Here is a 19,017-nt window from a genome sequence, read left to right as displayed (position 1 = left end):
TTTCAGATTCTACTACTATCACTACTATGATCGATACAACCATACGCCAAAAAATTGACAGCTGGCTCACCGGCAACTACGACGCAGCAACAAAGGAGGAAATAAGCGGTATGCTGGAGCGCAATGAGCACGAGGCGCTCTCTGATGCTTTTTACAGAGACCTTGAGTTTGGCACAGGGGGGTTAAGAGGCATAATGGGTGCCGGAAGCAACCGCATGAACCGTTATACACTGGGTATGGCGACACAGGGTCTTTGCAATTACCTGAAACAGAACTTTCCTGATGAGCAGGTAAAAGTGGCTATTGCTCATGATTGCCGTAACAACTCAGACAAATTTGCCCGCATTGCAGCAGAGATTTTTTCAGCCAATGATATTAAAGTATACCTATTCGAAGAGTTACGCCCGACTCCTGAGCTATCTTTTGCAATTCGCCATCTGGGTTGCCAGAGCGGTGTGGTTGTAACAGCCTCTCATAACCCTAAAGAATACAATGGTTATAAAGTCTATTGGAACGATGGAGCCCAGGTTACCTCCCCCCATGATAAAAACATTATTTCGGAGGTAAACAAGATAACTTCTATAGATAAGGTAAAATTTGACCCGAAGCCTGAGAACATTGAAATGATAGGCAAAGAGCTGGACGAGGCTTATATGGAGCGCGTGCTTGATCTTTCTATTTCAAAAGATGCCATAAAACGCCAGCACGATCTTAAAATCGTTTACTCTTCTATACATGGAACAGGTATAACACTGGTGCCTGAGGTGCTTGACCGTTTCGGTTTTACCAATGTGCATGTAGTACAGGAGCAGGCGGAGCCAAACGGCAATTTCCCGACAGTGGTGTACCCGAATCCGGAGGAGAAAGAAGCCATGACACTGGCACTGAATAAAGCGAAAGAGATTGATGCAGACCTGGTAATGGCCACTGACCCTGATTCTGATCGCGTGGGTATAGCTGTCAGAAACCTTAAAGGCGAATTTGTTTTGCTAAACGGCAACCAGACAGGTGCTTTGCTCATTAATTACCTGTTGCAGGCATGGCAAAGTGCCGGTAAGTTAACTGGTAAAGAATTCGTGGTAAAAACCATTGTAACAACAGACCTTATAAAGGACATTGCCGAAAGCTATAATGTAACGATGTATGAAACCCTGACTGGTTTCAAATACATTGCAGAGGTTATTCGTGAACTGGAAGGCAAGGAAGTTTATATAGGTGGTGGTGAAGAAAGCTACGGCTACATGATCGGTGACTTCGTTCGCGATAAGGATGGCATTTCTGCCTGCGCTTTAATTGCAGAAATGGCTGCCGTAGCAAAAGATAAGGGACTTAGCCTGTTTGAGATGATGGTGGAGATGTATGAGAAGTATGGTTTCTATAAAGAGGAGTTGGTTTCCTTCACTAAAAAAGGGCAACGTGGTGCAGAGGAGATTCAGCAGATGATGGCTGACATGCGCAGCAATCCACCTCAAAGTATAGCAGGCTCCAAGGTGGTGGAGATAAATGACTACAAGGTAAGTACCCGTAAGCTGGTATTGACCGGAGAGGAGCAAAAGCTTAAACTGGAAAGCTCAAACGTACTGCAGTACCTCACTGAAGACGGCAGCAAAATTTCGGCCCGGCCATCCGGTACTGAACCCAAAATTAAGTTCTACATCAGCGTGAATGAACCATTAAAGTCAAAAGATGATTTTGATAAAGTAGAACAACAACTGAACGAGAAAATTGAGCAGATTCTGGTTGATCTTAAATTGAAGTAAAGAAACTTGTACAAGAAGAATGGCTGATTGCTGGGGTAAACTCCTAATGATTAGCCATTCTTTTTATATTTAATTACTGACCTGTTTGAGTGTTTTTTATGGGGTATAGATATTTGAGCAGTCAGCAGGAGTTGGAAAAAATAGAATTTATGAAACCAAACGGGGACGTATATGCTACTTTGGAACGCACACCAGACAATGCTTATTTGATTGCCCGCTGGACAGGCATCCAGACAATGAATACCATCAAAGAAGGTGGAGAAGTTTATTTAGAGGTGATGCATGAAAACCCTTGTCCGAAGCTTCTGAACAGTCACCGGGAACTGATTGGCCCCTGGGACTTTGCCAATGAATGGATTAGCCAAACCTGGACACCAAAAGCTATTGAGTTGGGAATGCGCTATATGGCACAGGTTTTAGCCCCCGGTATTTATGGGCAAATGTCTTTTCACCAACTCCATCAGCGCATCGGCGACATGCTTGAAGTAAAGCTTTTTGACAACGAGGAGAAAGCAAGGAGCTGGCTGCTGAGTATCTGACCTTTGCCCTAATACATAGCCACTACTACAACGCATAAAAGGCTGTAAAAAGAAAAGCCGCTGGTCTTCGGACGCAACGGCTAATCTACCTTTGGCTATATGTTGAATGATTTATTCCTGTTTCCTTTAAAACAGGATTTGAATGCATTTATTGTTCTGCAACCCAGATCAGGTTAAAAAGGAGGCTCTTCATCAAAATTAGAAGCAGGGAAACCTCCACCGCTATTACCACCATCGTTCATGCGGCTGCCTAATCTGATAGACCCTGGACTTTCAGAATCAAATGTGCTGTTCGGCAAGGCATTGAACCCTCCCATACTATCACCTCCGTATTCACTTTCAAGGTTTGTAAACTTAGTAAACTTACCGATAAACTTCAACTGCACGTTTTCCAGCGATCCGTTACGGTGTTTGGCAATGATCACCTCTCCTACCCCCGCTGTTGGGTTCCCCATTTCGTCTTCAGTGATACCATAATATTCCGGGCGGTACAGGAAGCACACCATATCGGCATCCTGCTCAATGGAACCGGATTCACGAAGGTCAGAGAGCTGCGGACGTTTGTCGCCACCTCGTGTTTCCACAGCACGGCTTAGCTGTGACAGGGCGATTACCGGCACATTTAATTCCTTTGCCAGCATCTTTAATGCTCGTGAAATGGAAGCAATCTCCTGTTCACGGTTACCCCCGCCTTTGCCGTCTGCGTTTCCGCTCATCAGCTGCAGGTAGTCAATAATGATCATCTGGATATCATACTGAGCCTTTAATCTTCGGCATTTGGTACGCAGCTCACGGATCGAAAGACCAGGGGTATCGTCAATGTAAATCGGAGCCTCCGTCAGCTTCGCTATTTTATGGTTCAGCTGCGCCCACTCGTACTCTTCCAGGCTTCCCTTTTTAATTTTCTCTGACTCCAGCTCTGCCTCTGACGATATCAAACGATTCACCAGCTGCAGTGATGACATCTCTAGTGAAAAAATAGCCACACCTTTTCCAAAATCCACGGCTGCATTACGCATACATGAAAGCACGAAGGCTGTTTTACCCATCGCAGGACGTGCGGCAAGTATAACTAAGTCTGATTTTTGCCAGCCGGATGTTACTCTGTCCAAGGCTACCAAACCGCTTGGTACACCAGTTAAACCATCAGCCTGCTTACGCTTTTCTTCAAGCTCTTTGATAGCTAAGTGCATGAGCGAGCGCATATCATCGAAATTCTTTCGGATGTTTGATTCCGATACTTCGTATAACTTCGCCTCGGTCTTGTCAAGCAACTCAAATACGTCGGTTGTATCTTCAAAGGCACTGGAGAGTACTTCAGAGGAAATGGAGATAAGATCGCGCTTGATGGAGTTCTCCGTAATAATACGTGCGTGGTACTCGATGTTGGCCGCAGAGTTTACACGGGTTGTCAGCTGCGTTACATAATAGGCACCACCAGCTAACTCCAGCTCTCCGTTCTCACGGAGCTCGTGCGTCACTGTAAGAATATCAATTGGCTCCGACTTATCGAACAGGCCAAGGATAGCTTTAAAAATTCGCTGGTGAGCCTCCTTATAAAAGCTCTGCGGACGCAGAATATCAATTACATTGGTTAATGCATCCTTCTCCAGCATCAGAGCACCTAAAACGGCCTCCTCCAGATCTAGTGCCTGCGGCGGTTTTTTACCCAACTCCGATACGACAGGGGCTTTCTTCTGCCATCCGTTCCGGTTGCCTGCAGACCTCACATTCATTTTCATCTCCTCCATATGCACAAATTTAACAGATAAGCCGTAGAAGCAATCTTTATAAGTGTGTTAATAATCCACAAGATATCCACAAAGTATCAACATATTAGTGTATAGCTATTTTATTTTAGTGAGGGACTTCTAACTTTGTCTGCTTGACATCAAATTGCCTGGATTATGGAGAAGAAGGAATTTAATTATATACATCTGATCGCCATGGGGGGAAGCATCATGCATAACCTTGCGCTGGCGTTACACGACAAGGGACTGCAGGTAACAGGCTCCGATGATGAAATCTACGAACCTGCTAAGAGCCGCCTTGCCGCAGCGGGTATACTGCCTGAAAAGGAAGGCTGGTTCCCAGAGAAACTAGATGCAAAACCTGATGCTGTTATACTTGGTATGCACGCACGTCCCGACAATCCGGAACTGAAGCGTGCGCAGGAGTTAAACATACCCATCTATTCTTTCCCGGAATTCATTTACGAACAAAGCAAGGATAAGCAGCGCATAGTGATTGGTGGTAGCCACGGCAAGACCTCTATCACCTCTATCATCATGCATGTGCTGCAGCACCTAGGCCGCAAGTTCGACTATGCCGTGGGTGCGCAGCTGGAAGGATTTGACCGGATGGTGAAGTTGACCGACGATGCTCCTATCATCATCATTGAAGGAGATGAATACCTGTCAGATCCAATCAAGCGTGTGCCAAAGTTCCACCTATACCATCACCACATTGCTGTTATCAGTGGCATCAGCTGGGACCATATAAATGTATTCCCTGAGCCGGACATATACCGTGAGCAGTTCCGGATGTTCGCGGAGATGACACCTAAGGCTGGTTCCCTTATTTACAACCAGGACGATGAGCAAGTGCAGTTAGTGGCAGTTCCGCGTAATCCTGCTGATATTGCCTACATCGGCTATGGTGTACATGACCACAGCATCCGTAACGGCAAAACCATCCTTCACACCAAAAAAGAAGGGGATGTGGAAATCCAATTGTTCGGAGAGCACAACCTGCGCAACATCAGTGCAGCCAAAGAGGTTTGTAAAAAAGTTGGTGTTAAAGCGCATGATTTTTACGAGGCTTTGAAGTCCTTCAAGGGTGCTGCCAAACGCCTGGAGAAAACAGGTGAAAGTGACAGTACAGCAATGTTTCGTGATTTTGCCCATGCCCCTTCTAAAGTAAAGGCAACCACAGAGGCTGTAAAAAATCAGTACCCACAACGTGAACTTGTGGCTGTAGTTGAGCTGCACACGTTCAGCAGCCTTAACAAGAAATTTCTTCCGCAGTACGCCGGTGCTCTGGATAAGGCAGATGAAGCCATTGTTTATTTCAGCCCCAAAACCATAGAGCACAAGAGGATGGAGATGCTGACTGAAGAGGAGCTGAAGCAAGCATTCAAAAATCCAAACATAAAGGTATTTACCGATTCTGATGCACTGCAGCAACACTTAACCAGCCGCAACTGGAAAAATGCCAACCTGCTGCTCATGAGCTCAGGCACTTACAACAACATAGACCTTGAGGCGCTAAAAAAAGCGGTTCTTTAAACATTTACTCAAAGCAATGAAGCTGAACCTAAAACGCCCCATCGTATTTTTCGATCTGGAGACCACCGGCACCGACATAGCCAAAGACAGGATAGTGGAAATCAGTGTACTGAAAGTAATGCCTGATGGTGAAGAAATACTGAAGACACGCCGTATTAATCCAACTATTCCTATCCCTCTGGAATCGAGCTTGATTCATAAAATTTACGACGAGGATGTAAAGGATTGTCCGGCTTTCAAGCATATAGCCCGTGATCTGGACCAGTTCCTGAAAGGTTGTGACTTAGGAGGCTACAACCTGCTTCGCTTTGATATTCCGCTGCTTGCAGAAGAGTTTTTACGATGCGAAATAGACTTTGACATTGATAACCGGAATGTAATTGACGCTTGCCGCATCTTTCATCAGATGGAGCAGCGCACGCTTTCAGCCGCCTATAGGTTTTACTGTGATAAGTCACTGGAGAATGCCCATAGCGCTGAGGCAGATACTGTAGCTACCTATCATATTCTGATGGCGCAACTGGACCGGTACCAGAACACGCCTGTAGAGATTGCAGAAGGAGTTGAAGAGTACCCGATACAAAATGATATGGAACAACTTCATAAGTTCACTGTACAAAAAACAGCTGACTTGTCTGGTCGAATTGTATATAATAATGCTGGCCAGGAGGTTTTCAATTTCGGGAAGTATAAGAATGTATCAGTAGAGGAAGTGCTGCAGAAAGAACCCAGCTATTATGACTGGATGATGAAAGGAGATTTCCCCCTTTACACTAAAAAAATACTTACCCGTATCCGCCTCAGGAATGTTCAACTGTCCTAACAACAACAACTATAAATGAAAAGGGCTGCAATAATTTGCAGCCCTTTTCATTTATAGTTGTTGTGCTTTGCATCACCTTCTAGCCCCTAACCTGGTATTTTTAAGAAGCCCATTTGTAGGAGCAACTTTATGTACGCAGGTATTTTCTGTAGAGCGGGAGGAACACTCACAACCGGTGATTTTATTCCCCGAAAAAGTAAAGTAGCAAAAGCTGCAACCAATGGAAGCCTGGCACATGTGCTTCCCCCCCTGGCTGCTCAAAAACAGGCTGTTGTCAGAGGCCTTATCCAACTCCAGGGCCATAGAACGAAAAGCTCCGTTACGCATACCCAACCCAACCAAATAATAAGCTGCAGTATCCTCCTCCACTTCCTGTACTTTCCGGATCATCACCTTGTCTACCACTGTCCCATCGCCAAATTCACGGATGAAGGGCTGTAGCAAAGCCTCCTTCGACACGATGTAATGCACGCTATCCTGTACAACTTGGGCCAGTAGTACACCATCGTACTTAACAGGTGCCGCCTCACCCTCTGCAACCTCTAAGGGCTCGTCGCTCTCTTCGGGAAAAGACTCTCTTCTGGTACAGGCTGATGCTACAAGGAGCAAAAGCACGATAAAGAGCACAGGGTGAATAACAGCACGCATGTTGCGGCCAAGGGTGAATTTGTGCATATAGATTATGTATCGGTTACTTTTTGTAATATTTTAGCGCTTCAGGCATATACCTCTTCAGATCAGACTGACGTGTGCCTGCGCTTGGGTGCGTTGATAAGAATTCAGGTGGAGAAGCGCCCCCTTTCTCCTGCATACGCTGCCAAAACGGAATTGCCTGCTGTGGATCGTAGCCAGCCATTGCCATAAAAATAAGACCCAGGCGATCAGCTTCAGATTCCTGATTACGACCATATTTAAGCATACCTAATTGAGATCCTACCCCATAAGCAGCCAGCACAAGGTTAGCAGCTGTTCCGGGCTGAGCCCCGGCCAGAGCAGAGAGCGTTTGCCCCCCAAACTGCTGCGCCAGCGCCTGGCTCATACGTTCGTTACCGTGCTTGGCAATCGCGTGCGCGATCTCATGACCCATTACGACAGCAAGGCCCGTTTCGTTCTGTGCTACTGGAAGAATTCCTTCGTAAACAACGGTTTTACCACCAGCCATAGCGAAAGCATTAACCTGGTCATCATCAATCAGGTTAAACTCCCACCTGAAACCGGCCAACTCGTTCTGCAAACCGTTGGCAGTCATATACTGCTCCACGGCATTTTGTATACGCTGACCAACACGCTTCACCATGGCAGTTGCCTGTGCGTTTCTGGACAACTTATTTTCCTTTAAAAACTGATCATAAGCTTCATAGCTCATTGCCTGCATCTCCGCATCGGAAACAAGGCTTAACTGTCGGCGACCTGTCAGGGGCACAGTAGTACATCCTACCAGCATTACCACAGCTATCGCAAAAGCAACTATTCTATTGTACATCATCTTAAAATTTTGTGGTTCTGTAAAATCATTTTCAAATTTTGAACCAATTTATCAGAAACCAAATATTAACACATTAAATAATTAACATATTACCATACTTATCACCTTTCCGTATAATATATTATTTAGTTCTAGGCACTAAGCATAGTACAAAATGCAGTCTTCGGTTATACGACTTTCCCATTGTAAAATGTTCTACAGGCACTTTGCACAATATTTGCTCGTATAACTTGTTAGTTGATGGGCACGGTAAGGTAAACTCGGGGATAACTGGGGCAAAAAAAGTAAAACACAAATTTGTTACTTTATTGTGTGCAGCTACGTTAGAAACCCTATTTTTGAGAAACAGAACATCTAACGTAACATTAAATGAAGATTTTAGCCATAGGAAGAAACTATGCAGAGCATATTGCCGAATTAAAGAATGAAGTACCAGACGAGCCTGTCATTTTCTTTAAGCCTGACACGGCCGTTCTACGAAACAATGAACCATTTTATTACCCGGAATATACAAATGATGTACACTACGAGGCAGAGCTGATTCTGCGCATCAGCCGGGAAGGCAAAAACATCGAAAAAAAATTCGCACATAAATATTATGATGCCATTGGCCTCGGAATTGATTTTACGGCACGTGATATTCAATCCAAAGCCAAAGCCAAAGGCCTGCCCTGGACGCTGGCAAAAGGGTTTAACGGCTCCGCACCTATCTCGGAGTTCTTACCACTTGACCAGTTCAAGGACCTGCAGGACATTAACTTCAGATTGGATGTAAGCGGTGAAACAAAGCAAAAAGGTAATTCCAAGATGATGCTGAATTCTTTTGATGATATCATCGCTTATATTTCGCGCTTTATAACACTAAAAAAAGGAGACATTATTTTTACGGGAACGCCAGAGGGTGTTGGTCCGGTTAAGATAGGAGATAGATTAGAAGGGTATGTTGAAGATAAAAAACTTTTGGATTTCGAGATTAAATAGAAAGCGAATAGCGCTTGCTGCATTGTCACTCTTTACCACCTGCAGCGCATTTGCCCAGCTGGGCCCTGAACCCGCAACGTCTAAAGCTGCGGTACCAGAGGTTACACCTGGCTACTTTTTATTTCCGATTAAGCCTGGAGAACGAAATTTCCTTTCGGGCACAATGGGTGAGATTCGCTCAAATCACTTTCATGGCGGTTTGGATATCAAGACAGACCAGCGAGAGGGCTTACCAGTATATGCCGCTGCTGATGGCTATATTTCCAGGGTAAAACAATCCACCTACGGTTACGGAAATATTATCTACATCACGCACCCTAATGGGTTGGTTACCACTTATGCTCACCTGCGGGAGTTTGGGAAGCCACTGGCTGAACATATTCTTCAGAAGCAGTACGAGAAAAAGACTTTTGAGCTGGAGGTATTCCCCGAAGCAGGTAAGTTCCCGGTAAAGCGTGGGGATGTAATTGGTTTCTCCGGTAACACAGGAGGGTCCGGCGGGCCTCACCTCCACTTTGAGATACGTGATGAAAAGGACCAATTGTACAACCCTTTGAAGTATAAATTCACAGAAGTGATTGACACCACTCCTCCGGAAATTTACAGCTTAGGAATAATGCCTCTTAACATCCGTGCCCGGGTTAACAATGAATTTGACAGAGCTGAATACCGTACAATCCAAAAGAACAACAATTTTTCACTACCTGACACGGTTTTTGCCAATGGCCTTATTGGCTTAGAGCTTCAGACCATTGACAGGCTGGATGGTGCTGCCAACAGAAACGGAACACAAGAGGTGTCACTCTTTGTGAACGGAAAACAAATTTACAACCACTATATCGATCAAGTGCCTTTCGAATTGTCGCGCCAGGTGTCGCAGCACATTAACTACAATATGTATAAGCGCCATGGCCGCTCATTTCAGAAAGCTTTTATAGACCATGGCAACGACCTGCCACTTTACAATACCAACAGCCGGCAGGGCAGGTTTAATGTTCACCTGGACTCTGTTTACCAGGTAAAGCTTGTGGCCCGCGACTCCTACAACAATAACTCCACACTTAGTTTTGTGGTTAAGGGGCAGAAGCCAACATTTACGCACACGCAATCCAAAGCCGTTGTAAAACCTGCTCTTGACCATGAAATAGTTGGAAATGTACTGAAGATAATTGCCAGCGACTCAGGAAGCACACCACAGAACATTGAACTGTATATGGGCGACAAAACTTTAATCCTGGTGCCTAGCTATATCAAGGACTCAAAATCTGTCAGCCTCTATGACCTTCGTGCCGGCATTCCGGACTCCATGAAGTTCTGCGGAGTTTCTACAGTATTCGGACTGGAAGGTGTTATACCTCCCGCCAAAGAGTTCACCTTCACAAATAATTACCTGAAGGTGCTTTTTGACCAGCAGTCCCTGTACGACACCTTATACCTTGGAACCAGTTTAGATGGAGATGTGTATACCATCGGCGACTATTTCACCCCGCTGCATAAGGCCTTGAAGGTTACTATCACTCCACCAAATGAGGTGAAAGACAAATCGAAGGCAGCAGTTTATTTCCTGGGCACAGGCCGCGGCCGGGGTTATACGGGTGGCCAATGGGATGGCAACAGCATTACTTTCACTACTAAAAACATGGGTAAGTTTAAGGTAATGGAAGACACAAGACCGCCATCCATAAAACTGCTGAGTAAAAGCGGAACGCAGATCAGGTTCAGGATTGGAGACGATTTGTCAGGAATAAACTCCTTTAACGCCTATATAAACGGTGAATGGCTGCTGATGAAGTATGAACATAAACAGGCCACGATTTACTCTGAAAAACTGGATAAAAGTGTACCTTTGTCGGGTGAAGTAGTTTTGAAGGTAAAGGACAACGCTGGCAATGAAGCCACCTATACGACAAGAATCTGACAAGGCTTATGGAATTAAACATCGGCGACAAGGCCCCTGAGTTTGAAGGCAAAGACCAGAACGGAAATAAAGTAAAACTCAGCGACTATCGCGGCAAAAAAGTAGTACTGTATTTTTACCCAAAAGATAATACCCCTGGCTGTACCGCCCAGTCCTGTAACCTCCGCGATAACTACAGTGAGTTGCAGCAGCAAGGCTACGAAGTGATAGGTGTGAGTATCGACAGTGAGAAATCGCACCAGAACTTCATCAGCAAGTTTGAACTGCCTTTTACGTTAATTGCAGATACAGACAAACAGATTGTAGAGCAGTACGGGGTCTGGCAAGAGAAATCAATGTACGGCCGAAAGTATATGGGCACCATGCGCTATACCTTTGTGATAGATGAAAATGGGATGATACAGGACATCATCACGAAAGTGAAAACGAAAGAGCACGCCGAACAAATACTGAAATAATTATGAACGCAGCTGCCCTCACGGGCAGCTGCGTTTTTCGTATATTTGGATACCAATTCTTAATTCATAATTCTAATATATAATTGACTACCGTGAATCCACACAACAAAAGCATTGATGAACTGAAGGAGGTCGCAGCGCAGGTACGCAGAGACATCGTACGCATGGTGCATGCCGTTAACTCCGGCCACCCGGGCGGCTCTCTTGGCTGTACAGACTATTTCGTGTCGCTGTATTTCCGCGTGATGAACTATAGCACTGATTTTGATATGAATGGAAAAGGAGAAGATCTGTTTTTCCTTTCAAATGGCCATATCTCTCCGGTTTGGTACAGCACTTTAGCTCGTGCTGGATTCTTTGATATTGAAGAACTTTCTACATTCCGTAAGCTTAACTCCAGGCTGCAGGGCCATCCGGCAACAGAAGAAGGCCTGGAAGGTATCCGCGTAGCATCAGGCTCTTTGGGGCAAGGTTTGTCTGTAGCCCTTGGTGCTGCTCAAACTAAAAAGCTAAACAAGGATAATAGCCTGGTTTATGTGCTGATGGGTGATGGTGAAGTGGAAGAAGGACAGGTTTGGGAAGCTGCCATGTATGCCGCTCACCATAAGATTGACAACGTAATTGCCACTATCGACAGAAACGGACAGCAGATTGACGGCTCTACAAATGAAGTGATGGGGCTTGGCGACCTGCGTGCTAAATTCGAAGCGTTTGGCTGGCATGTTTTAGAGGCTGATGGCAATAACTTTGAGCTGTTGCTACCTGCTTTGGAACAGGCTAAGAAATCTACAGGCAACGGGAAACCTGTCATGATCTTAATGAACACAGAAATGGGCTACGGGGTAGACTTTATGATGGGCTCCCACAAGTGGCATGGTGTCGCTCCTAATGACGAACAGCTGGAGATTGCACTACAGCAGCTAGCTGTTAATGTAGCCTCAGATTATTAATTTATACGGCTTCAGGCTTTCATGGCAAACTGGATAAAGTCAGTTCTAGTGGTTTTGCTGATACTTTCAGCAAGCGGAACTGTTTTTCCCCAAAGCCAGAAAGCTCAGCCGAAAACTCGCATCCTGTTTTTACTTGATGCATCAGGGAGTATGTTGGCAAAGTGGGAAAATAGCGACAGAATGAACGTTGCTAAAAATCTCCTGGCCCACCTGGTAGACTCTCTGGAGCGTTATGAGAACCTGGAAGTAGCTTTGCGGGTGTATGGGCACCAGTCTGGCCGTGAGCGAAACGACTGTAAGGATACCAAGTTAGAGGTTCCCTTTGCAGAAGAAAATTCTGAATCGATCAAGAAAAAGCTGGATCAGATTGTCCCGCGAGGCAATACACCTATTACATATTCGCTCCTGCAGTCGGCAGGAGACTTTCCGGCAGATAAGTCCAGGAATGTCATCATCCTGATAACTGATGGTTTGGAATCCTGCGGCGGAGATCCTTGTGCTGTTTCGCTGGCCCTTCAGAAGAAACGCATCTTTCTTCGGCCCTTTATTATAGGCATTGGCATTGCCCCGGAGTTTGAGCAACAGCTAAGCTGCATTGGCCAGTATTTCAATGCAGCCGATGTGAAGACTTTTGAGAATGTGCTTACAGAGATTGTGACGCAAACGCTTAGCGAAACTACAGTTAGTGTTGAGCTTCTGGATGAGCAGGGCAAAGCAGTGGAAACCAATGTGAACATGACCTTTCTGAATTCCCTGACCGGTGACACAGAGTATAACTACGTGCACTATAAAAACGGGCAAGGTAAAACAGACCTTCTGGACATTGATGCATTAGTTCCCTATGATCTGGTGGTTAATACAACTCCTGCGGTAACAGAGCAGAACTTAAAAATCAAGCCGGGGCAGCACAACGTGATAAGGGTAAAGACTCCGCAGGGAGTGCTTCACCTGCGCCAGGACGGGCCATCACCTTACGGACAGCTAACCGCACTGGTAAGGGAGCAGGATTCACATGCTACACTAAATGTACAGACGTTCGGTAGCAAGCATAAGTATCTCACTGGTCAGTATGACCTGGAATTACTAACGCTACCACGCATTCATTTAAAAGGTGTTGAAATAAAACAGGGGCAAACGAAGACAATTACTATTCCTCCTCCGGGACAACTAGCCATTGTTTCGCAGATGCAAGGGTATGGCAGCATCTATGAGTTGGATGAAACCGGTAAGCAACGCTGGATCTATAATATTCCGGAAGATAACAGTAAGATCACACTTCCTTTACAGCCTGGAAAGTATAAACTGGTTTACCGGATGAAATCCGCTCAGGGAAGTAAATTTACGGATGTTCAGGATTTCACCGTCAGGTCGGGAGCAACAACATCCGTCAAAATTTTTAACAGATAAAAAGCTTTTACGCAAAGCGATTAAAGACCTTTAAGAACAAAACATACAAATGAAAGAGTACACATATTCAGAGAAAAAAGACACACGTTCAGGTTTTGGTGCCGGCCTGCATGAGCTGGGCAAGAACAACCCGGATGTAGTAGCCCTTTGCGCTGACCTGACTGGTTCACTTAAAATGGACGCTTTCAAAAAAGACTTTCCGGAGCGTTTCTTCCAGGTAGGTATTGCGGAGGCTAACATGATGGGGCTTGCTGCAGGTATGACCATCGGAGGCAAGATTCCTTTTACAGGTACGTTTGCCAATTTCTCTACTGGCCGTGTTTATGACCAGATTCGCCAGTCAATTGCTTATTCAGGTAAGAACGTAAAAATATGTGCTTCTCACGCTGGCTTAACGCTCGGTGAAGACGGGGCAACACACCAGATTCTGGAAGACATCGGAATGATGAAGATGCTTCCGCACATGACAGTAATCAACCCTTGTGACTTCAATCAGACAAAAGCTGCTACCATAGCAATTGCTGAGTACGAAGGGCCGGTGTACCTGCGCTTTGGCCGACCAACAGTCCCTAACTTCACTCCTGCCGACCAAAAATTTGAAATAGGTAAAGCGGTGATGCTGAATGAAGGTACAGATGTGACTATCATTGCCACAGGTCATCTGGTTTGGAAAGCTATCCTTGCTGGTCATTTGTTAGCTGACAAAGGCATCTCTGCAGAAATTATAAATATCCACACCATTAAACCTTTGGATGCAGAGGCAGTCTTAAAATCTGTGCGCAAAACAAAGTGTGTTGTTTCTGCAGAAGAGCACAACCGCTACGGCGGACTGGGCGACAGCATCGCACAGGTTCTGGCTAAAAACTTCCCGGCACCTCAGGAGTACGTAGCCACTGATGATACCTTCGGAGAATCTGGCACTCCTGATGAATTGATGGAGAAGTACGGTCTGTCAGAGCATGATGTTGTTGCCGCTGCTGAGCGCGTTATCAGCAGAAAGAAACAATAAGTAATTATCAGTAAACAGAATTAAAAAAGAGAAGCTGTACTGATAACCAGTACAGCTTCTCTTTTTATTGAGCCTGCAACTGTTTTTAAGCAGTGGAAGATAAAGAGCTTTTAGAGAAATTCGCCCAACCCGAAAGTCGCAACCTGGCCTTTAATCAGCTTGTCCGGAAATACCAGCAGAAAGTGTACTGGCACATCCGCAAGATGGTAATCGACCATGACGATTCCGATGACCTGACCCAGGAGGTTTTCGTGAAGGTTTGGAAGAACCTTGACAACTTCCGTAAAGATGCCCAGCTCTATACCTGGATTTATCGCATTGCCACAAACGAATGCCTTACCTTCCTGTCAAATAAGAAAAAGCGCTTCTTTCTCCCGATACATGATGTAACTGCCGAACTCTCCGACAAAATCGAGTCATCACCCGACATTTCCGGCGATGAGATACAAATGAAGCTGCAGAAGGCCCTCCTGCGCCTGCCTGATAAACAGCGCCTGGTATTCAACATGAAATATTTTGACGAGATGAAGTACGAGGAAATGTCTGAGATTTTAGGCACTTCTGTGGGAGCTTTAAAAGCTTCTTATCATTTGGCTGTGAAAAAAATAGAAGAATTTATCAAGCAGGATTAAACTATAGCTTGTATTCTGCATCTAACAGATAGTGATGGATAATATGAAAAAGGAATTTAAACTGGAAGACCTTCCAAAGCACAACATTTACCAGGTGCCAGATGATTATTTTGATCGCCTGCCGACACGTGTAATGGAAAGGACCGCTGCTGCGAATAAGCCGGCACATGCTTGGTTGCCAGGTGTGTGGCGCCCCCTTCGCTTGGCAGTGGCTCCTCTGATACTCCTTTTAGTGTTTGTTGGAGTTTACTTCTTTAGTACAGAAAAGATCAAGCAACCACAGTCATATGCTTTGGGTTCTTTGGCTGAGCAGGAAATTGTAGATTACCTACATAATCGTGAAGATCTGGAAACATCTGATTTCACAGAACTTAGCACCTTGTCTGATCAGGAATTTACGGCAGACTTTTTGAATGTTAGCTCTACTGCTGCCGAAGAGGAACTAGAGTACTACCACCTAAGAAATATCGGAGATACAGAATACTAATTCACCCATGAAACGTTTTATAATACTTTTATTTTTCTGCTTGATCACCCTTGGCAGTTCAGTTGTTGTTGCACAGGATCGTAGCGAGAATGTGGAGGCGGCCAAAATAGCCTATATAACTGACAAGATTGAGCTGAGCCCAGATCAGGCGCAAAAGTTCTGGCCAATCTACAACGAGTATGAAACCAAGCGTCGCGAACTGATGAGAAACTACCGTGGTGGTTACCGCAGGGATCTCGAAGAAGTTAGCGAGCAGGAAGCAAATGCACGGCTCAACGAGATGTTTGAGACAAAAGAAAGAGAACTGGCACTAGAAAAAGAATATGTAGCAAAGTATCAGAAAGTCTTGTCGGCTAAACAGGTAATTAAGCTTTACCGTGCAGAACGTGAGTTCACCAAACTACTTCTGAAAAGGCTAGATCACAGAAGAGCGAACAAATAATATTTGGCTATAGTGAAAGTGAAAGGCACTACCTTAACAGGAGTGCCTTTTTTCTTGTACCATACTTCACTTAGCTCTTTTTTTGCTCGGCTATCCACTCATCAACCTTTTTCTCCAGAACAGCCAAGGGCATAACTCCTCCTTTCAATATCATATCATGAAAAGCACTTATCTTAAACTTACTCCCTAATTCACGCTCTGCACGTTGGCGCAACTCCTTTATCTTAAGTTCTCCGATTTTATAACTGAGTGCCTGACCTGGAATAGCCATGTATCGCTCTATTTCGGCAGTGGCTGCTTCTTCGCTTGTCAGCTCATTATCCAGGGAATACTGAATTGCCTGTTCGCGTGTCCAGCCTTTGGCGTGCAACCCTACATCAACAACCAAACGTATGGCACGATGCATTTCATCACTCAGGCGACCGAAGTATTGGTAAGGGTCTGTATACAATCCAAGCTCTTTGCCTAAGCTCTCGGAATATAAAGCCCATCCTTCGCCAAAGGCGCCATACCAGGCATACTGCCTGAATTTTGGAAGCCCCTCCTGCTCTTGTTGTATAGATATCTGGTAATGGTGGCCTGGTATTGCCTCATGCAGAAACAGCGACTCCATTCCTACAATATTATACTTGGATGCATCCAGTATCGGTACATAAAACACTCCCGGACGTGATCCATCAGGTGCAGGCGGGTTGTACTCCGCACTGGCCGATGCAGCTCTGAATGCCTCTGTCTGGCGTACCTCAAATTTTGCTTCCGGAGTGATACCGAACAACTTATTTAGCTGTGGCTGCATCCGTTTCTCAATTCCTCTGTATGCCTCCAGCACCTGCTCGGGCGATCTAAACGGAGTAAACTTAGGATTATCATTTACATACCTGAAAAAAGCTTTTAGATCACCACTGAAGCCTACCTGTTCCTTCACCTTTTCCATTTCGCTTCGGATGCGTGCTACTTCCTGCTGGCCTGTATTAAAGATTTCATCTGGTGTCATTTGGGTTGTAGTCCAGTAACGAACCAGGAAACGGTAATAATCCTCCCCCCCTCTTACTCCGCTAATTCCTGAAGTACTCCTGCTTTTAGGCAAGTACTCCTGCTTCATAAAGTCATGGAGCTTTTTGTAGGTAGGGATCACTTCTCCTTTAATAGCCATGGTATATGCCTGCCGGATACTGTCTTTTTGTGCCGCTGTAAAGCTATCAGGCAGGTTTTCAACCGGTGCCCAAAAAATAGTCTTCTTTGGATCTTCTACCATCATGGCCTGCAGTTGTGGCAGCACCTTTTGGGTAAGTGTTCGCGGCAGTATGATACCTGTGGCCATCCCTCTGCGCATGTTGGCGATAGCAGTATCACCCCAAACGGCGAACCCTTTTATGCGCCCTAAGAAGTCCTTGTAATCCTCAGGTGTTTTGAAGGGCTGGTTACTTGAGCCGGAACCTAGCTGAGCCATCGTAATCGGTAAGCTCCAGAACTGGTTAATAGGTAACAGCTCCGTAGGCTGCTCCAACCCCTCCAGCGACATTTGCATCTCGTATTTAAAGATATCATAGCTTACCTGTTCCTGGTCGGTAAGCTTGCTTCTGTCTATCTGGTTTATCTGGTTAAGGTATTTTTGATACAACTGCCTTACCTGCTGTTTATGCTCCTGGCTCAGGTCGTTTGGCAGCTGGTCATTGTAGCGGCTATCAGCAATAGCTGTCGCTTCTAAAGGGAAAAGCTTAAGCCGCTCCTCAAAATAGTTTTCAAACACCTGACTGATGTTTTGCTCCGTTTGCACTGCCTCTGTGGTTTGTTCAGCTTCTGAAGTTCTGGTGCAGCTAGCTGTACCCCAGGTAAGTGCAGCAAGTAGTACACATAATGTGAGATGATGATTTTTCATAGGTGACGCTTGTAAAGTTTTATATTAAGTTATTCATAATCTTTGAGAAAAGGAATTATAAAGTATATACGGGATCAAAAACAAACGCCTTAAAACAACATTAAAACAAACAAGGGAAAGCAGTTTTGCTTTCCCTTGTTTACTCTACTATTATTTAACTTTTGATATCCTTCTAGTATGCTTCCATTAGAAAAGCGATGTCATCACCCGGCTTAAATTCCATGGGTTTTTGGCTTTGTAGAAAGATGCGTGCAGTGAGTGGGCCAAGAAGCTCTATTTTATCTCCCTTCACGCGAAGCATACTGCCTTCCCGAAGCCCCACAACCGGCTGGCGGTTATGGTGGTGAAACTCAGCAATACGTGTCTCCCTTGTCTCCCCCATATGTGTGGACCCTTCAATAGGATCAAGATAATGTGGATTAATATTAAAAGGCACCAATTGTAACGCATCAAATGTCTTTGCATGCACAATAGGCATATCGTTGGTAGTTCCTATCGTTTTACCTGCTACGTTTGTACCAGCACTGGTACCCATATAAGGCATTCCTTTCTGCACTCGCTCCTGCAAAGGCTTAATTAATTTACTAGCGTAAAGGTTACGCAACAAAACGAATGTATTACCACCTCCTATGAACACAGCCTCTGCCTCATTTACTGCTTTTACCGGGTCATCATATTCATGAACACCTGTAACGCTTATACCCCACTGTTCAAATGCCTCTCTTGCCTTAGCTGTGTAGTCTTTATGTGAAATACCTCCCGGGCGGGCGTAGGGGATGAAAAGAACACTTGATTTTCCTTCCAGAAGTGACCTTACCTCTTGCTCGGCATGCTCCAGGTAACCTGTTCCATGCGTAGTAGACGTGCTGATTAAAAGTAAATTTCTGCTCATATTCAAAATTAAGAATTTTGAATGACTGTATGAGTCCTTGAAAGAATAAATCTAGAACCCTTCCTGG

18 protein-coding genes are annotated in these 19,017 nt (G+C 45.1%); 13 read left to right on the top strand and 5 right to left on the bottom strand.

Annotated elements, in window-relative coordinates; translation table 11 throughout:
- Positions 1-26 precede the first annotated feature (26 nt).
- Positions 27-1,760, top strand: coding sequence for a phospho-sugar mutase (locus ACFSRY_RS14365; protein ID WP_377509008.1), 1,734 nt, complete (start codon positions 27-29; stop codon positions 1,758-1,760).
- A gap of 149 nt (positions 1,761-1,909) precedes the next feature.
- Entirely contained in the window at positions 1,910-2,299 is a 390-nt protein-coding gene (locus tag ACFSRY_RS14360; RefSeq protein ID WP_377509005.1) for a hypothetical protein, read from the top strand.
- Positions 2,300-2,472: 173 nt separating this feature from the next.
- Here the strand turns inward: ACFSRY_RS14360 and dnaB are convergent, their stop codons facing one another.
- Entirely contained in the window at positions 2,473-4,050 is a 1,578-nt protein-coding gene (dnaB, locus tag ACFSRY_RS14355) for a replicative DNA helicase (protein WP_377509002.1), read from the bottom strand.
- A gap of 156 nt (positions 4,051-4,206) precedes the next feature.
- Here dnaB and ACFSRY_RS14350 point away from each other — a divergent pair, with 156 nt between their 5' ends.
- Both ACFSRY_RS14350 and ACFSRY_RS14345 read left to right on the top strand, forming a co-directional pair.
- The gene (locus ACFSRY_RS14350; RefSeq protein WP_377508999.1) at positions 4,207-5,586 is read left to right on the top strand and encodes a UDP-N-acetylmuramate--L-alanine ligase; all 1,380 of its coding nucleotides are present in this window, start codon (positions 4,207-4,209) and stop codon (positions 5,584-5,586) included.
- A gap of 16 nt (positions 5,587-5,602) precedes the next feature.
- Positions 5,603-6,409: an exonuclease domain-containing protein gene (locus ACFSRY_RS14345; protein ID WP_377508996.1), complete on the top strand. Its 807-nt coding sequence runs from the start codon at positions 5,603-5,605 to the stop codon at positions 6,407-6,409.
- 72 nt (positions 6,410-6,481) lie between these two features.
- Here the strand turns inward: ACFSRY_RS14345 and ACFSRY_RS14340 are convergent, their stop codons facing one another.
- A complete protein-coding gene (locus tag ACFSRY_RS14340; RefSeq protein ID WP_377508992.1) occupies positions 6,482-7,084 on the bottom strand; it encodes a hypothetical protein in 603 nt (200 codons plus the stop codon).
- 16 nt (positions 7,085-7,100) lie between these two features.
- Positions 7,101-7,895: a M48 family metallopeptidase gene (locus ACFSRY_RS14335; protein ID WP_449301369.1), complete on the bottom strand. Its 795-nt coding sequence runs from the start codon at positions 7,893-7,895 to the stop codon at positions 7,101-7,103.
- 369 nt (positions 7,896-8,264) lie between these two features.
- Here ACFSRY_RS14335 and ACFSRY_RS14330 point away from each other — a divergent pair, with 369 nt between their 5' ends.
- The 9 genes from ACFSRY_RS14330 (at position 8,265) to ACFSRY_RS14290 (ending at position 16,179) form a co-directional block, all read left to right on the top strand.
- The gene (locus ACFSRY_RS14330; protein WP_377508989.1) at positions 8,265-8,876 is read left to right on the top strand and encodes a fumarylacetoacetate hydrolase family protein; all 612 of its coding nucleotides are present in this window, start codon (positions 8,265-8,267) and stop codon (positions 8,874-8,876) included.
- Positions 8,836-10,794, top strand: a complete 1,959-nt coding sequence (locus tag ACFSRY_RS14325; RefSeq protein WP_377508986.1) for a M23 family metallopeptidase — start codon at positions 8,836-8,838, stop codon at positions 10,792-10,794. Before ACFSRY_RS14330 ends, ACFSRY_RS14325 begins: the two co-directional genes overlap by 41 nt.
- 8 nt (positions 10,795-10,802) lie before the next feature.
- Positions 10,803-11,252: a thioredoxin-dependent thiol peroxidase gene (gene bcp / locus ACFSRY_RS14320; RefSeq protein WP_377508983.1), complete on the top strand. Its 450-nt coding sequence runs from the start codon at positions 10,803-10,805 to the stop codon at positions 11,250-11,252.
- Between the two features lie 83 nt (positions 11,253-11,335).
- Positions 11,336-12,202 (top strand): transketolase, encoded by an 867-nt coding sequence (locus ACFSRY_RS14315; protein WP_377508980.1) that lies wholly within the window; start codon positions 11,336-11,338, stop codon positions 12,200-12,202.
- 21 nt (positions 12,203-12,223) lie between these two features.
- Positions 12,224-13,609 (top strand): vWA domain-containing protein, encoded by a 1,386-nt coding sequence (locus ACFSRY_RS14310; RefSeq protein WP_377508977.1) that lies wholly within the window; start codon positions 12,224-12,226, stop codon positions 13,607-13,609.
- A 49-nt stretch (positions 13,610-13,658) separates the two neighbouring features.
- A complete protein-coding gene (locus ACFSRY_RS14305; protein WP_377508974.1) occupies positions 13,659-14,618 on the top strand; it encodes a transketolase family protein in 960 nt (319 codons plus the stop codon).
- Positions 14,619-14,710: 92 nt separating this feature from the next.
- Positions 14,711-15,250: an RNA polymerase sigma factor gene (locus tag ACFSRY_RS14300; protein ID WP_377508971.1), complete on the top strand. Its 540-nt coding sequence runs from the start codon at positions 14,711-14,713 to the stop codon at positions 15,248-15,250.
- 43 nt (positions 15,251-15,293) lie between these two features.
- A complete protein-coding gene (locus ACFSRY_RS14295) occupies positions 15,294-15,737 on the top strand; it encodes a hypothetical protein (RefSeq protein WP_377508968.1) in 444 nt (147 codons plus the stop codon).
- Between the two features lie 7 nt (positions 15,738-15,744).
- Positions 15,745-16,179: a Spy/CpxP family protein refolding chaperone gene (locus ACFSRY_RS14290; protein ID WP_377508965.1), complete on the top strand. Its 435-nt coding sequence runs from the start codon at positions 15,745-15,747 to the stop codon at positions 16,177-16,179.
- A 70-nt stretch (positions 16,180-16,249) separates the two neighbouring features.
- On the opposite strand, the gene ACFSRY_RS14285 is transcribed toward ACFSRY_RS14290, so the two are convergent.
- The gene (locus tag ACFSRY_RS14285; protein WP_377508962.1) at positions 16,250-18,058 is read right to left on the bottom strand and encodes a DUF885 domain-containing protein; all 1,809 of its coding nucleotides are present in this window, start codon (positions 18,056-18,058) and stop codon (positions 16,250-16,252) included.
- A 172-nt stretch (positions 18,059-18,230) separates the two neighbouring features.
- Positions 18,231-18,950 carry a dipeptidase PepE gene (gene pepE, locus ACFSRY_RS14280; protein WP_377508959.1) on the bottom strand — a complete coding sequence of 240 codons (720 nt, stop codon included), beginning with the start codon at positions 18,948-18,950 and terminating at the stop codon, positions 18,231-18,233.
- Between the last annotated feature and the right edge of the window lie 67 nt (positions 18,951-19,017).

Origin of the sequence: Pontibacter locisalis, assembly GCF_042684605.1 — a bacterium.
In the GTDB taxonomy this organism is placed as follows: domain Bacteria; phylum Bacteroidota; class Bacteroidia; order Cytophagales; family Hymenobacteraceae; genus Pontibacter; species Pontibacter locisalis.
Note: the sequence above shows the minus strand (reverse complement) of the source record. Positions and strands in the feature narration are given on the sequence as shown.

Bases quoted from the DNA above. Each gene is read 5' to 3' on its own strand.
- ACFSRY_RS14365 (WP_377509008.1), top strand. From the start codon at position 27: ATGATCGATACAACCATACGCCAAAAAATTGACAGCTGGCTCACCGGC.
- ACFSRY_RS14360 (WP_377509005.1), top strand. From the start codon at position 1,910: ATGAAACCAAACGGGGACGTATATGCTACTTTGGAACGCACACCAGAC.
- dnaB (WP_377509002.1), bottom strand. From the start codon at position 4,050: ATGGAGGAGATGAAAATGAATGTGAGGTCTGCAGGCAACCGGAACGGA.
- ACFSRY_RS14350 (WP_377508999.1), top strand. From the start codon at position 4,207: ATGGAGAAGAAGGAATTTAATTATATACATCTGATCGCCATGGGGGGA.
- ACFSRY_RS14345 (WP_377508996.1), top strand. From the start codon at position 5,603: ATGAAGCTGAACCTAAAACGCCCCATCGTATTTTTCGATCTGGAGACC.
- ACFSRY_RS14340 (WP_377508992.1), bottom strand. From the start codon at position 7,084: ATGCACAAATTCACCCTTGGCCGCAACATGCGTGCTGTTATTCACCCT.
- ACFSRY_RS14335 (WP_449301369.1), bottom strand. From the start codon at position 7,895: ATGATGTACAATAGAATAGTTGCTTTTGCGATAGCTGTGGTAATGCTG.
- ACFSRY_RS14330 (WP_377508989.1), top strand. From the start codon at position 8,265: ATGAAGATTTTAGCCATAGGAAGAAACTATGCAGAGCATATTGCCGAA.
- ACFSRY_RS14325 (WP_377508986.1), top strand. From the start codon at position 8,836: ATGTTGAAGATAAAAAACTTTTGGATTTCGAGATTAAATAGAAAGCGA.
- bcp (WP_377508983.1), top strand. From the start codon at position 10,803: ATGGAATTAAACATCGGCGACAAGGCCCCTGAGTTTGAAGGCAAAGAC.
- ACFSRY_RS14310 (WP_377508977.1), top strand. From the start codon at position 12,224: ATGGCAAACTGGATAAAGTCAGTTCTAGTGGTTTTGCTGATACTTTCA.
- ACFSRY_RS14305 (WP_377508974.1), top strand. From the start codon at position 13,659: ATGAAAGAGTACACATATTCAGAGAAAAAAGACACACGTTCAGGTTTT.
- ACFSRY_RS14295 (WP_377508968.1), top strand. From the start codon at position 15,294: ATGAAAAAGGAATTTAAACTGGAAGACCTTCCAAAGCACAACATTTAC.
- ACFSRY_RS14290 (WP_377508965.1), top strand. From the start codon at position 15,745: ATGAAACGTTTTATAATACTTTTATTTTTCTGCTTGATCACCCTTGGC.
- ACFSRY_RS14285 (WP_377508962.1), bottom strand. From the start codon at position 18,058: ATGAAAAATCATCATCTCACATTATGTGTACTACTTGCTGCACTTACC.
- pepE (WP_377508959.1), bottom strand. From the start codon at position 18,950: ATGAGCAGAAATTTACTTTTAATCAGCACGTCTACTACGCATGGAACA.